Origin of the sequence: uncultured Cytophaga sp., assembly GCF_937863595.1 — a bacterium.
In the GTDB taxonomy this organism is placed as follows: domain Bacteria; phylum Bacteroidota; class Bacteroidia; order Cytophagales; family Cytophagaceae; genus Cytophaga.
Window position 1 is genome coordinate 1 of the sequence record NZ_CALMGQ010000043.1, and the last position, 14726, is coordinate 14726.

General features: G+C 34.8%; 11 protein-coding genes. 7 read left to right on the forward strand and 4 right to left on the reverse strand.

Annotated elements, in window-relative coordinates; all coding sequences use genetic code 11:
- Window positions 1-954: 954 nt before the first annotated feature.
- Both Q0543_RS03230 and Q0543_RS03235 read left to right on the forward strand, forming a co-directional pair.
- Window positions 955-1263, forward strand: a complete 309-nt coding sequence (locus Q0543_RS03230) for a hypothetical protein (protein WP_299249038.1) — start codon at window positions 955-957, stop codon at window positions 1261-1263.
- 63 nt (window positions 1264-1326) lie between these two features.
- Window positions 1327-3546 carry a carboxypeptidase-like regulatory domain-containing protein gene (locus Q0543_RS03235; protein ID WP_299249041.1) on the forward strand — a complete coding sequence of 740 codons (2220 nt, stop codon included), beginning with the start codon at window positions 1327-1329 and terminating at the stop codon, window positions 3544-3546.
- Window positions 3547-3918: 372 nt separating this feature from the next.
- Here Q0543_RS03235 and Q0543_RS03240 read toward each other — a convergent pair whose 3' ends face one another.
- Both Q0543_RS03240 and Q0543_RS03245 read right to left on the reverse strand, forming a co-directional pair.
- Window positions 3919-4446, reverse strand: coding sequence for a Crp/Fnr family transcriptional regulator (locus Q0543_RS03240; protein ID WP_299249044.1), 528 nt, complete (start codon window positions 4444-4446; stop codon window positions 3919-3921).
- 332 nt (window positions 4447-4778) lie between these two features.
- Window positions 4779-5834 carry a type IX secretion system membrane protein PorP/SprF gene (locus tag Q0543_RS03245; RefSeq protein WP_299249047.1) on the reverse strand — a complete coding sequence of 352 codons (1056 nt, stop codon included), beginning with the start codon at window positions 5832-5834 and terminating at the stop codon, window positions 4779-4781.
- 89 nt (window positions 5835-5923) lie between these two features.
- Here Q0543_RS03245 and Q0543_RS03250 point away from each other — a divergent pair, with 89 nt between their 5' ends.
- The 4 genes from Q0543_RS03250 to Q0543_RS03265 all read left to right on the forward strand — a co-directional run bounded on the left by Q0543_RS03250 (window position 5924) and on the right by Q0543_RS03265 (window position 10370).
- The gene (locus tag Q0543_RS03250) at window positions 5924-6943 is read left to right on the forward strand and encodes a dipeptide epimerase (protein WP_299249050.1); all 1020 of its coding nucleotides are present in this window, start codon (window positions 5924-5926) and stop codon (window positions 6941-6943) included.
- Window positions 6944-6946: 3 nt separating this feature from the next.
- Window positions 6947-8104: a hypothetical protein gene (locus Q0543_RS03255; protein ID WP_299249053.1), complete on the forward strand. Its 1158-nt coding sequence runs from the start codon at window positions 6947-6949 to the stop codon at window positions 8102-8104.
- A gap of 363 nt (window positions 8105-8467) precedes the next feature.
- Window positions 8468-9022 (forward strand): SUKH-4 family immunity protein, encoded by a 555-nt coding sequence (locus Q0543_RS03260; RefSeq protein ID WP_299249055.1) that lies wholly within the window; start codon window positions 8468-8470, stop codon window positions 9020-9022.
- A gap of 643 nt (window positions 9023-9665) precedes the next feature.
- Window positions 9666-10370: a hypothetical protein gene (locus tag Q0543_RS03265; RefSeq protein ID WP_299249058.1), complete on the forward strand. Its 705-nt coding sequence runs from the start codon at window positions 9666-9668 to the stop codon at window positions 10368-10370.
- Between the two features lie 36 nt (window positions 10371-10406).
- Here the strand turns inward: Q0543_RS03265 and Q0543_RS03270 are convergent, their stop codons facing one another.
- On the reverse strand, window positions 10407-10535 hold the full coding sequence (locus tag Q0543_RS03270) for a hypothetical protein (protein ID WP_299249061.1): 129 nt from the start codon (window positions 10533-10535) through the stop codon (window positions 10407-10409).
- Here Q0543_RS03270 and purL point away from each other — a divergent pair.
- On the forward strand, window positions 10534-14223 hold the full coding sequence (gene purL, locus Q0543_RS03275; protein WP_299249062.1) for a phosphoribosylformylglycinamidine synthase: 3690 nt from the start codon (window positions 10534-10536) through the stop codon (window positions 14221-14223). The two genes, Q0543_RS03270 and purL, sit on opposite strands and share 2 nt — an antisense overlap.
- 61 nt (window positions 14224-14284) lie before the next feature.
- Here purL and Q0543_RS03280 read toward each other — a convergent pair.
- A partial coding sequence (locus Q0543_RS03280; RefSeq protein WP_299249065.1) for a PAS domain-containing protein occupies window positions 14285-14726 on the reverse strand: 442 nt, incomplete at its 5' end.

The window sequence follows — 14726 nt, forward strand, 5'->3', positions numbered from 1 at the left end:
TTGTCTAAATTATTCGCCTAAACCAGTTGCTCCCCAGAAAATGGATGTGACCCATTACTTTTTGATTTGGTGGTAGATTATAATCCTGATAAAATCCCGATAAAATGTAGCAAGGCAAATTGAACGTAGCGCATTTGATAAAGGAATAAACCCGATAAAATCAAATAAAGAAACCCTGATAACATTTGTTTAGGTTAAACAGAGAATGTAAACAGAGAATGATTACGTTAACAATAAATCATCATTTTTAACGATCATACACATTTTATAGGTTATTTGTAGTCAATTAATTACCTATTTAATTGTTATATAATTTACATTATGTTAAATAGAATTTTATTAAACCCGGCCCCTATGTTTTCTTTATATATTGACGACTAATTGTATTGAATGTGTAATCCGAACTCCATATTCTATAAAATACAAAATCGAATTTATCGTAGTATTATTCCTATTCTTTTGGTTCGCCATCTACTCTATAATCAGAGTTCCATGTTACAGTTTAACGTCTTTTAAGATTCTTTTTTACGACATTCAGTGTATCAAATTTTTGTTTGTTAAATCAACGTATGGAATCGTTTGTACGCGTGTTTCATTCGATTTTGTTTAAAGTTTATCTAACCTCAAAATACATCCAATTACTGGTCATCCTCAATCAATTATACGAATCTAATCCTCTCTAATTCCATTTAAACGCATCCAATTCATGATACATCTTATACAGTTATTATGTAACTATACTAATTATCAGCTTGTTTAAAGCAATTTAAAGTTCCGGTGCGATTCGTTTTTAGGCATTTTGAAAAATTGAAAAGCTGAATCCTTTCACATTTAGCTGTAATTCAATAAAAACTTAATTTTTTGTTCCAATTTCGGTTTTGATTCGTCTGTTGTCTATCATTCATGCAATTTTGGTTTGCCAAACCAACCCACATTTTATATATTTGAATACAAATGCGTTTCTTTATCCTCATATTATCTTTATTTGTATTGGTACTTTCCATAGCACCTTGTTCAGATGCAGATTGTTGCTGCAATGAAGATACATGTGCTGAGGGTTCAGATGCATCATCTAACAACAATCATACGAGCTGTACTCCTTTTTGCTCCGGCTGTGCCAATTTTAGTGTTTCATTTGAAATTTCTCATTTTCAATTTGAATTCCAATCGTTTCAAATATCCTCTCAAATTTCTTTGTACCAATCTGTTTGTGTTTCTTCCTATATAAATTCTTTTTGGCAACCGCCTAAATTAAATGCTTAGATATTCTTCCATAGCCGAATAACATAGCTATTAAATCTATTTATTTAATTAATCCCTACCATTATGCATTATAAGCTAGGAATTTTTTTCCTGTTTGTATTTATATGTTCATTTTCCCATTATTCATTCGCACAAAATCTTACAGGAAAAGTTGTTACTGATACCTTAACCGAACCGCTACCGTACACAATTGTGTATTGGATCAATTCTTCCGTCGGTACTACCTCCGATTCTTCAGGTACATTCAATATTCCGATAACTAACATTACGGACAAAAGATTAATAATCAATTTGCTCGGTTATGTATCTGACACTATTTTAATTACGGATCAAACCAATATAAGAATCCAACTACATGCTGATCCAACTGTATCTGAAATCATCATTCGGGGTAAAGAAACAAATACTTATGGAACAGCTAGTATCAATCAGGCTGAACTGCAAAAATCTTCTTGCTGTGACCTCGCTGGATGCTTTGAAACACAAGCAACTGTTCAACCGATGACAACCAATATCATCACCAACAGCAAGGAACTTCGGATATTAGGATTGTCTGGTGTGTATAATCAGGTACTCATAGATGGTATGCCTTTGATTCAGGGACTATCCTATACCTATGGAATCAGTAGCATTCCAGGGACATTGGTAGAAAATATTTATATCGCTAAGGGCGCAAATTCTGTATTGCAAGGATTTGAATCCATTTCAGGAAGCATCAATGTGATTTTAAAACAACCGGACAAAACCAAAAAGCTATTCCTGAATGCCTATATGAATAGTTTCATGGAGAAGCATTTAAACGCCAATTATTCAAAACGTTGGAACAAATGGAGTACGTTGGGATCTTTTCATATGGTGCAACCAGCAAAAGATTTCGACAGGGATAAAGATACCTTCCTTGATATTCCTAAACTTACCCGTTACATGCTGTATAATAAATGGAAATACAGCGACGAAGATAGTCTAGGCTGGAGCACGATGATTGGTCTTCGTTATCTGCATGAACAACGTGTTGGTGGCCAAGTTAATTTTGATGTTTCTCAGAAAGGAAGTTCAACCGTATACGGACAAACGGTGGCTATTGATCAGCCTGAATTGTATACTAAAACAGGTTATCGTTTTACCGAAAACAAAAAAATTACCTTAATCGCTTCTTCCTTTTATCAGAACCAGGACTCCTATTTTGGTGCAATTCATTATAAGGCCCAACAATACAATGCGTATGGAAATGTGCAGTATGAATTAAGATGGAAAAAAAAGCATCAGCTTAAAACGGGTATTAGCATTCGATATATGCATCGAATAGAACAGATTGATTTTACTGCGGGAGATGTTATTGGAAGAACATATGCGGGTACGTATTTAAAAAACGAGATTATACCCGGAGTATTTGCTGAAAATGTATTTAAATGGAGAGGTGATAAAATTGCTTGGATTGTTGGGATGCGCTTGGATCATCACAATACCTATGGTTTTTTCTTTACACCAAGAACCCAGTTTAAATACGATTTCACCCGAACTACTACTATGCGTCTCTCTGCAGGTACCGGTTGGCGAACTATAAATATTTTTAGTGAGAATATAAATTTGTTTGCAAGTTCACGTGATATCGTTATTACTGAAAAGCTAAATCCCGAACAAGCATTCAACTGGGGTATTAATCTCAGTCAGGATATAACGGGTGAAAATTTTAAAGGTATTGTATCCTTGGATTTTTATCAAACACGCTTCTCCAATCAGATATTTCCAGATTATGATTCGGATCCTCAAAAAGCGTTTATCCGTAACTATACCGGCACATCCATTTCAAACGGATTTCAAGTTGAAGGTAATTTTACTTTTTACAAACGTTTTACGGCTAAACTCGCTTATACATTTCTGGATGTATTCAGAATGGAGCAAGGTGAAAAATTTATACTTCCATTTAATGCACGAAATAAAGTAATGGGTAGTTTTTCATACATGCCTGTTACGAAGGCATGGCATGCGGATGTGAATGTTCATTGGTTTGGAGAGCAGCGTTTACCGAATACATCAAGTAACCCAGTAGAATATCAACGGCCTAAAAAATCAGATCCGTATACAATTATTAGTGCCCAATTCACAAAAACATGGAAAACCGTTGAACTATATGGTGGTTGTGAAAATATCTTTGACTTTCGTCAGCTAAGACCCATTCTTGGATGGCAAGATCCATTTGGTCCCTATTTTGATTCATCCTTTGCATGGGGCCCTACCAGAGGGCGTGAATTTTATCTAGGAATTCGATTTATGATTGATTAAAAAAACGCTATCAGATGTAGCGTTTTTTGTTTAAATCAGTGCATGAAACGAATCACATTTAACTTTATTCTGCTTTATCATAACCTAGGTTGCTTTCTTATAATTCAAGGGTAAGAATGTTACAGCACCTATTATTACAATAAAAAAATCAATAATTGCGATTGAAACAGAAACATCAAATCCTGCATTTTGTCTGGGTTGAATAAATAAGTATCCTAATAATGTGCCAATTGGTCTGGTAAAAATAAATGCAATCCAAAAGCCAAAACAGCGTTTATTGACTTAAAATAATACAAAATTCCAGATAAAATAAAAATTGACTCAAAAAGGATTAATGAGTGCAAATATCATACGTTCAGGTATTCGGTATCGTTATGATACTTTCTGCTTACGATTCTTAATTCTACTCAAAGAAACATTTGTAATCCCTAAATACGATGCAATGATGTTTAGGGGAATTCTATTGATAATATTGGGTTCTTGTAGAATAAATCTTCGATATCTTTCTTCAGGTTTGTATTTTAATAAATCAACAGTACTTCTTATATGTCCAATAGATTGTTTTAATAATGTTTGATAAAAGAAGTCTTTGCTATTCTCTGATTTCTTTAAGAATGCATCGAAACTCTCTTTCGTTACATATTTTAATATACTATCTTCCATTGTTTCAAAAATATAAATACTAGATTCATTGAACAAAAAGCTTTCTGCTGAAGTGAAAATTTTATTATCTAGAAATAATTCTGCTGTAACTTCCTTATTACCCTTTTTATAGAATACCCTTACGGAGCCTTTTTTTATAAAATATAATTTATCGGTATGTGTATTATCTTTAATTAGTACAGTCTTAGCTGGTACAGAAATTTCGTTTGTAAAAAGAGTATCAATCAATTCTTTCATATATACATATTATAAATAAAAAAAATGTAAAATTCAAATTTTAGACTATAATTTAATGGACTATAATGAAAATGAATTTATAATTATGAAGCTTTAAACATTAGCAATGAGTATATAGCAACTCCTACCCATATAATATTGACAAAAGCTGAAGGAAAAGCTCCATTGTAGCTGGTATGAATAATAAGACCCAATGCTCCAACAATATTTAACCAATGGTATGTTGGTTTAGAAACGTCCGTACGTTTGGTAGATATTAAAAAAAAAGCAATTAGCACACATATTGCGCCAATCCATCCAATGCATTCTATTATTACAGATGTTGTAATCATTTAATAGTGTTCGTATGAGCGTTCAAAATTAGGACACGGAATGGTTCTGTGATTTGCTTTCGATTTTTTATACGGTACTCTGAATTCATAAATTAAGGACAGTTCATGCGAGCCTCCACTTTGCTTTGTTGTTAAACTTGAAATGGTATAATCATAACTATACGTGAACGTAAAACCTTTTTGAATAAAACTAACCATCGGTATGATTGCTTCGTTGTTGGGTTTTCCATTGTTCGGTAATACGGGTATACCTCTATACCAAATTCCAAATCGTATGGGTTGATAGGTGTAATATAATCCTATATCTAATTGATTGTTTGATCCTTGATTCTTGAAGTTTAAAGTGGGAGTTAAACTAATTTCCTTACTCCCTTTTGGTCGATAATTTTTATACCCCCCCGTTCCGTTAAGTGAAATTTTATACCCAGTTTGTACATTAATGCGCATCGGTAAGTCAAAACCTTGCACATTGGTCACAGATTGATTTGGCGTATTGATATGGTTAAATCCCAATCCAATCCAAAAGTTTCTGTTATAAAGTAAACCACCCGCACCGATGTCGGCAAATGTTTTGGATGGACTATAACCTAAAATTGGATCTGTTGATGTTGCCCCTGTTGTTCCGTTATTATCTATTTGATCACCAAAAAGTGCATTCGTATAATTTGCGTTTCGGTTAATCATGCCCAATTGTAGTCCAGCTCTAAAAGACCAGCCACCTTCAAACGGAATTAAATACGATACTGAAGCATTCACTTCCGTAGAATTTGTGCGAGCTTGACCTTGTGCGTCGCGCATAATCCACAAGCCTACTCCCAGTCGTGCAGACTCAATAGCGTGATCTCCCCAAACAGCAAAGGTATTGTATGGTTTTGCAATATTGGTCCACTGTGTGCGATATATGGTTCCTACGCGCGTGTTATTTCCAGTACCAGCAAACGCAGGATTTGAAAATATGGTGCTGTTGTAATATTGTGAAAACTGTACGTCTTGTCCCTTCAATAGTAAACTATTGAATACAAACAGGATTAAACTGAATTTGAAAATGAATTTCATAGGTTGTAAAAAACAAAAATAAGGAATATTCAATCATTTTTGCTATTTGAACGGAAACAATACGTATTTTAGTACATAATTATTTATATATGATTCATACCTATTGGGAATGTACGCGCTTGTTGTTGCCCTTAAAGTATACTTGGAAAATATCTAGAAATGCATCGACCGAAAAAACAAACTTGTTGGTACTCTTACACATTGATGCTAAAATATATGCAGGTGAAGCTGCTCCAAATATTCGGTATGGAGAAACTATAGAATTAATAGAATCTCAATTTAAAGGGTTTACTACAACATGGGATGCCGCGTTATTGCGCGATGAAAATAAATTCAACGATTGTTTAGACGCCTTACGTTTGTGTCAATCTTTACGTTTCGCAATTGAAAGTGCTTATGTTCATGCACGTTGCGATTCGGATCCATATTTTTTTAAGCGGTATACAGGAATTGAATTAAATACTGCCCCCTTAGCTACATCCTATACCTTGCCCATTATGGAGCCAGGTGCCATTCAGCATTTTATCTCAGAGCATAACTTAACGCGTTTCGATTCCTTGAAAATTAAAACAGGAAAAGAAGAAAGTAAAGAATTAATTAAAACAGCACATCGGTATTTTAATAAATCTATACGAGTAGATGCAAATGAAGCTTGGCAAGATCCGGATTTATTGATCAAAGAAATGGAAGATTTAAGCGCTTTACCCCTTGAATTTTTGGAACAACCTTTCCCATCAGATCAAAAAGATGCCTATAAATACCTTAAAAAGTACAGCAAAATTCCAATTATTGCCGATGAGTCGATAACTTTTGACCCAAATCTAAAAGAAATTAAAGAACTTTTCCACGGTGTAAATATGAAATTAATGAAGGCTGGCGGATACCGCGAAGGTGCTCGTATATTACTTGAATCCAGAAAGTTAGGTCTTAAAACCATGGTTGGTTGTATGGTCGAAACTACCCTCGGAATTAGGTCCGGAGCATGGATTTCGGGCAATTCTGACTATATTGATTTAGATGGAAGTTTTGTAATTGACAATGAACCTTTTAAATTAGTATCCGAAAACCTTGGCAGGTTAGTCATTCACACAAGTAAATTTTTTCATTGAAAGATGGCAAAAGTAGCGAAAAAGAGCACGGCTAGTGCTAAAAAAAGTGTAGCAACTAAAAAAGTTGTTGCTAAGAAAGTTGAAAAACAGAAGACATCTCCTGTTAAAGCTACAACTACGGCTTCTAAAAAGAAGGTTGTAGAAAAACCTGTTGCTAAAAAAACGGCTCCAGCGAAAAAAGTAGCTCCTGCTAAAAAAACGGTTGCTAAAAAAGTTGTTCCTGCAAAAAAAGTTGCACCTAAAGTAGTAGCTAAAAAAACTGTTTCTAAAACGGTTACAAAGGCTAAACCTGTTACTAAGGTTGTGGCTAAAAAAGCTATACCAGTACCAGCTGCTAAAGTAGTTGCTAAAAAGGTAGCTCCTGCTGCTAAAAAAGCTGTTGTTTTAGCTAAAGCGAAAGTTGTAGAAGCACCTAAAAAAGTTGTAGCAGTTAAAAACGTAGTAGAGCCTAAAAATGTAGTTGCTAAAACAGTAGAAAAGAGTCCAGCTCCAACTCCTGTTTCTAATACTATGAAACCTGCTGCCAAACCAAGAAGAAAAAAGAAAAAGAAGGACGACGACGATGACGATGAAGAAGTTGTTGTATTTCGTAAACCATCGAAAACACCTCGTTCTGTAGTTGCAAAAAAGACCTCTTCTAGACATCTTTCTGAAGAATTAACCATGGAGGGACCTGCTCCGAAGCGTGTAGGCGTGATTAACATGAGTTCGGATGAAAAGATAAAACTAAAAAAGGCTTTATTAAATAAATGTATTGATATTCAGAAGAATACCGTTGCAATTGCTAAAAAAGCAATGGAAGATGCGTTGAATAGTGCGAATGCAGAAAAAGTATCCGAAGAACTTTCTGATTCATTCAGAGAGTCCATGCATGCAACTAGAGATATGTATGCAAGACAAGCAAATGAAGGTGTAAATAACTTAGGTTTGTTGCATCGAATCAACGTGGTTGAACAAGATAAAGTAAAGTTTGGATCTGTTGTATTTACAACCTTCCAAAACTACTTTGTAAGCACAGGTATCGGTGAAATAAAAGTAGATGAATTGAGCTTTCATGCAATCTCAACCCTTGCTCCTTTATTTCAAATATTATGGGATAAGAAAAAAGGCGATACTTTTATGTTCTTAGATCGTTTGTATACTGTAATTGAAGTATTTTAATATTGATTAATAGATATTTAAAAAGCCTCATTCGATTTGTTTCGGGTGAGGCTTTTTACTTTTAAAGTAAATTCCAAATAACAAAAAACAAATTCCAAACGAACAATAATTCCTCTTATGAGTACAAAATAGTCTAATGGTGAATTAGCGCAATCATATCCCAAACATAAATCTACGCCTTGTTGTGTATTTCCTTCCCAACTTTGTTGAAAGTTAAAATTTATGTTGGGCTCTATTTAATTTAGGTTTAATATAATAACAATTCCTAAATTCTTTTTGAAGTTTTCTCTGTTTGAAATTTGTTTTTTGTTTTTTTGAATTTTAACAGCAGAGAATTAAAAAGAAAACGACTAACTTTGTTGTATGATTATTCAAGACTACATCGATTACTGGGAAGAGCAAGATATTGAACTCGATAAAATTAAATTTGAATCGGTTCATTCTATTCCCTTACCTGTTGATATATTAGAGTTTCTTTCTATGGTTGGACTTCCAACCGAGGCTGCTCCTTACCTTCGATTTAATTTGAGCACCTTCCCTGCTTTTATTTCTCCAGACGATCTGTACGATTTAGAAGATAGACCGGAACTTTCGGATTGGTTCATTATTGGCGAAACAGGTGATAGCAATCCTATTTGCATTGACCCGATGGACAACTATCGGATTTGTTATGTGGATACGGAAAACGATTATAAGCCGGTGTTTATGAATAGCAGCTTGGATAAAATGGCTATTTGTATTTATCTGTATGAAAAATTTATAGAAAATTATTCTACGGAAGAAAGTGAAAACTTAGTATTCGTCGATGCAGACTGGGAGTATTTGAAAAAACAATTTATTGAAATTGACCCTGCAGCAGTTGAAGTAGATTCGTTTTGGGATTATTATTTGGAGTATTTGTTGGTGGATCGAGGGTAAGTACGGAGTATTGAGTACAAAGTACAAAGTACAAAGTACAAATAATTAAGTCATACTACTGCTAACTGGGGTTATAAATGAACGGTGTTAAAATCTGATACCGTAAAATAAACGGTGTCAATATCTTAAAATTTAAGATTTTGACACCGTTTATCGTGAAAGAGAAAATAGAATAATTTGAATTGGATACGTGTTTCATTGTAACCTCAAGTAAGGCTTTGGATGAAATATCTGAAGCTTTTTTGGGTACTCTATACTCTATACTCCGTACTCCGTACTCCATACTTCATTAAAACTAACCCACAGTTCTAGTTTTTCAAAGCCCGAAACCGTATCCTTTTAGCTTCAATTGACCTTTGAGCATCATTATTTTTTTTGCAAAAACGTTTATGTCTTGTTAATCAAAAAAAGTTATTAATTAGATTTACCCTTTAGCTGTTGTTTTATTTTGAGATTTTAATTTAAAGTAACTACAGGTTGATAGAGTGTAAAATATTTTTACATATATAGTTATTGTCTTTTCGTCAACAATTATAAGGCTATCGTCTAATTTTAGGTTGGTTATTTTATTTAATTTGTATTGTTGTGTATTGTTTAATAGACATTTAAAATGTTTTTTTTATTATTTAAACTTAAATCAATTATGAAAACTAATTTCAACATGTTTTTAGCTGTATGTGTAATCATTGGCTTGGGAATGCTAGGTTCTTGTACAAAAAAAGAAAAAACGCCTCAACCAGATATTTCACAAAAATTGTATTTTAAAGGTACTTTTGGTGACGATACTCTTAATTACCAAAACGGATTTAAATGGTATAATGATCCTACGTATTTTTCAGGAGGATATTTAATTCATGAAAATACAACAGATAAATATTTTTTTAATACCTATTATAAATCATGGTGGTATAGTGGCGATAATTCTTCTGAAGAATTTTTATCAATAGAAATTCAAAATATCCAATCGGTAGATAAAAATTACGTTTTTTCTCATCAAGAATATTTTGATTACCTACAAAGTGCACCAATAAAAAGTACTGAAAATTATTCATTTGGAGAAAATTCGGAAACCTTCGAGGTTAAAAAAGGGGTGACAATTTCTTTTACCGATAACGATGGTATTGTTTGGAAGTCCTTAGATTATAATAGTGCAAATGGAAATAATGGACATTTATACATATTCAATAAACAAAATGTTGATATGAATAATCATTTACTAGTTACTGGTTATATAAAATGCTTTTTGCAAGAAGAAAATAATCCCCAGAATATTAAAACATTAAAAGGTAATTTTAATCAGTTAATGTCATCGTATTTTTACGAAAAAGGAAATGTTTCGGAATATTAGTAAATACTAATCTATTGTAATTAATATTCAATTTCTTTAATTTGTAAGCCCCCTACCTTTGGGGGCTTGTTTTATTGAAAACGGTCCATATTCTTTTCCACCTTCTCTATTTATTAAGCCACCGAAACCGTATCTTTGTCCCTTCAATTGACCTTTGAGCATCATGATCGTTTTCGCGAAAAAAAGCACTGGCACCATCTATGCCATTCATACAGAACATTCCTTTTCAACAGAAGATATACAAAAACTAAATTGGCTACTGGATGGTGAAGTTCTTTCGGACGCATCTGTACGTGGTTTTTTTAAAGGTCCACGTAAAGAGATGTTGACGCCTTGGGCAACCAATGCAGTAGAGATTACTCAAAATATGGGCATTGCAGGTGTTCTTCGTATTGAAGAATTTACCTCTGTTGCAAACGGTGAGGCGCATTACGATAAGATGTTGGAAGTGATTTATCAAGATTTGAAACAAGATCTTTTTAATATTCACGTTCAACCAGAGCCCATCAAATACATAGACGACATTGCAGCCTTCAACAAACAAGAAGGTTTGGCATTGAGTCAAGAAGAAGTTGATTACTTAGATACGGTTGCAAAAAAACACAACCGCAAACTAACTGATTCTGAAGTGTTTGGTTTCTCTCAAGTAAACTCCGAACACTGTAGACATAAAATTTTTAATGGTCGTTTTATCATTGATGGCGAAGAAAAAGAATCTTCCCTATTTAAAATGATTCGCAAAACCTCCGAAGTAAATCCCAATAAAATTGTTTCCGCATACAAAGACAACGTATCGTTTACAAAAGGTCCGGTGATGGAGCAGTTCGCACCGGCTACACAGGACAAACCCGATTATTTTGTATGCAAAGATGTGGAATCTGTTTTATCCCTTAAAGCAGAAACACACAACTTCCCTACTACGGTTGAACCCTTCAATGGAGCAGCAACAGGTTCGGGCGGAGAAATTCGCGATCGTATTGCAGGTGGTATTGGCAGCGCTCCTTTAGCGGGCACGGCAGTGTACATGACCGCATACTCTCGTTTGACGCAAGATAGACCTTGGGAAAAAGGAATGAAAGAACGCGATTGGTTGTACCAAACGCCGATGGATATATTAATCAAAGCATCGAACGGAGCATCTGACTTTGGTAACAAATTCGGTCAGCCAGTTATTAATGGTTCGGTGTTTACCTTTGAGCATGAAGAAAATGGCAAGCGTTATGGCTTTGATAAAGTAATCATGCAAGCAGGTGGTATTGGGTATGGCGTATTGAAAGATGCACAGAAAAATATACCAAAGCTTGGAGATAAAATTGTGGTAATGGGTGGTGACAACTACCGCATTGGTATGGGTGGTAGTGCGGTATCTTCATTGGATACAGGCGCATTGAATAGTTCCATTGAATTGAATGCCATTCAACGTTCCAATCCAGAAATGCAGAAGCGTGTGTACAATGCAATTCGTGCCATGATGGAAAGCGGAGAAAATCCAATTGTTTCCATACACGATCACGGCGCAGGTGGACACCTAAACTGTTTATCTGAATTGGTAGAAAGTACCGGCGGTAAAATTGATTTGTCAAAATTACCTGTGGGTGATCCTACCCTATCTGCTAAAGAAATTTGTGGCAATGAATCACAAGAACGTATGGGACTTGTGATCAACCAAAAAGACATAGATACACTTGAGCGTGTTGCAGCCCGCGAGCGTGCACCCTTATATGTAGTTGGCGATATTACAGGCGATGATCATTTTACGTTTGAATCATCTGTGACGGGTGAAAAGCCAATCGATTGGCCATTGGAAGATATGTTTGGCAATCCGCCTAAAACAATACTTCGCGATGAAACACCAACAACTACATTCGAAGAAATAACATACGACCAATCTAAGCTACGCGAATATTTAGATGCTGTCTTGCAATTAGAAGCCGTTGCATGTAAAGATTGGTTGACCAATAAAGTAGATCGCTCGGTTACAGGTAAAGTTGCACAACAACAAAATGTAGGTTCTTTGCAATTGCCCTTAAGTAACTATGGTACGATGGCATTGGATTACAAAGGTAAGGTTGGTGTAGCAACTGCTGTGGGCCACGCTCCTGCTGTTGCCTTAATTAATCCAGAAGCAGGTTCGCGTATTGCAATTACAGAAGCGCTTGCAAATATTGTTTTCGCACCGATTGAGGGAGGATTAAGCGGTATTTCATTGAGTGCAAACTGGATGTGGCCTTGTAAAAACAAGGGCGAAGATGCACGTTTGTACGCAGCTGTTGAAGCCGTAAGCGACTATGCATGCGATCTAGGAATCAATATCCCAACAGGGAAAGATTCTCTATCGATGACACAAAAATACAAAGATGGTGTCGTATATGCGCCTGGAACGGTTATCATCTCTGCTTCTGGCGAAGTTACGGATGTTCGTAAAGGAGTAACACCAAATCTTAAAAAAGAAGCTGGAACGGGATTAATCTACATCGATTTAACGTCTATGCCACTAGAATTGGGTGGTTCATCTTTTGCACAAATACTCAATAAACTCGGTAATACCGTACCAGATATTTTAGATACAGACCATGTTGAGCGTGCATTTGATGCGATACAAGGTTTGCTTGAAGAAGAATTAATTTTAGCCGGTCATGATGTATCGAGTGGTGGTTTAATCACAACTCTACTTGAAATGTGTTTTCCTGAAAATGGAATTGGCGTTCATGTAAATCTAGATTTCTTAGGAGAAGTAGATTTAGTAAAATGTTTGTTTGCTGAAAATCCAGCCTTAGTATTACAAGTAAAAGATGCAGCTAACGTTCAAGATTATTTAGTAGGTAAAGGTGTAGGTGCTGCTGTTATTGGTACGGTGGAAATGGGAACGAGTGTTTCTGTTCACTTAAATGGCAACACTACTGATTTTGATGTTGCTGCCTTACGAAATGTATGGTACAAAACATCTTATTTATTAGATGAGAAACAAAGTACCGCAGAATATGCAAAAGAACGTTTTGATAATTACAGCAAACACGAAATTCAATTTACATTCCCAAATAATTTTTCTGGAAAGCTTAGTGCATACGGTTTAGATGCTGCTCGTACTTCGAAGAGTGGAAAGAAAGCTGCCATCATTCGTGAGAAAGGAGTAAACGGCGATCGTGAAATGGCTTATGCCATGTGGCTTGCAGGCTTTGATGTGAAAGACGTTCACATGACGGATTTAATTGCTGGTCGCGAAGATTTAAGCGATGTAAACTTTATCGTATTTGTTGGGGGCTTCTCTAACAGCGATGTATTGGGTTCTGCAAAAGGTTGGGCAGGAGCATTCTTATACAATGAGAAAGCGAAAAAAGCATTGGATAATTTCTATGCCCGTCCGGATACCTTGTCTTTAGGTGTTTGTAACGGTTGTCAGTTGATGATTGAATTGGGATTGATCAATCCAACGCATGCAGAAAAATCAAAAATGCTTCACAATAGTTCAAGTAAATTTGAATCTATTTATCTGAATGTTGATGTTGCAAAAGAAAATAAATCCATTTTATTAAAATCGATTGAAGGTTCTAAATTAGGAATTTGGGTTGCACATGGTGAAGGTAAGTTTTACTTCCCATATGATGTAACGAAATATAATGTTGCCTTACAATACAGTCATTCTACCTACCCTGCCAATCCAAACGGTTCACCTGCGAATGTTGCTGGTATTGTATCGGATGATGGTAGACATTTAGCAATGATGCCACATTTAGAGCGTTCTATTTTCCCTTGGCAGTGCGGTTACTACCCTGCTGATAAAGCAAAAGATGAATGCACACCTTGGTTGGAAGCATTTGTGAATGCTCGTAAGTGGGTAGAAAATAAAAAATAACTGAATTACCTTAATCAAAAAAAAAATGCCCTAAATATATTTAGGGCATTTTTTTTTATTTTTATATAAAAGGGTTACTGCATAATAGAACTATTTTTTTCAAATGACTTAATTGAACAGAGTCAGTTACATCCATAGAAAATCCCAAAATATTTATTTTCTCGGTAATGGGATTGAAAAAAGGGATTTTATGTGTTTTAAAAGAATATGCTGAACCGTTGGCTAAAGTGAAATTTTGAGAAGGAAGTTCAATAGCTTTATTACTTTTTAAAACTTGTTCGTCCGTTTCTTTTATAAATGTTAATTCATCTAAATCCGATATGAAATCTCCATCATTTTTCCCAATAATTTCATTTTCATGTAATCCAAACAGTTTTGATTCAAGAGAATTTATCAACAGGTATGTACTATTTTCATCCTTAATAAATACAGGAAAGGGCATACTCTCAATTATTATTTTCAAAAAGATGTTTGTATTTAATTCTATTGAAGTAGAGAGTTGT

Coding starts and splice junctions, on each gene's coding strand:
- Q0543_RS03250 (WP_299249050.1), top strand. CDS start 5,924: ATGATTCATACCTATTGGGAATGTACGCGCTTGTTGTTGCCCTTAAAG.
- Q0543_RS03240 (WP_299249044.1), bottom strand. CDS start 4,446: ATGAAAGAATTGATTGATACTCTTTTTACAAACGAAATTTCTGTACCA.
- Q0543_RS03265 (WP_299249058.1), top strand. CDS start 9,666: ATGAAAACTAATTTCAACATGTTTTTAGCTGTATGTGTAATCATTGGC.
- Q0543_RS03255 (WP_299249053.1), top strand. CDS start 6,947: ATGGCAAAAGTAGCGAAAAAGAGCACGGCTAGTGCTAAAAAAAGTGTA.
- Q0543_RS03245 (WP_299249047.1), bottom strand. CDS start 5,834: ATGAAATTCATTTTCAAATTCAGTTTAATCCTGTTTGTATTCAATAGT.
- Q0543_RS03260 (WP_299249055.1), top strand. CDS start 8,468: ATGATTATTCAAGACTACATCGATTACTGGGAAGAGCAAGATATTGAA.
- purL (WP_299249062.1), top strand. CDS start 10,534: ATGATCGTTTTCGCGAAAAAAAGCACTGGCACCATCTATGCCATTCAT.
- Q0543_RS03235 (WP_299249041.1), top strand. CDS start 1,327: ATGCATTATAAGCTAGGAATTTTTTTCCTGTTTGTATTTATATGTTCA.
- Q0543_RS03270 (WP_299249061.1), bottom strand. CDS start 10,535: ATGATGCTCAAAGGTCAATTGAAGGGACAAAGATACGGTTTCGGTGGC.
- Q0543_RS03230 (WP_299249038.1), top strand. CDS start 955: ATGCGTTTCTTTATCCTCATATTATCTTTATTTGTATTGGTACTTTCC.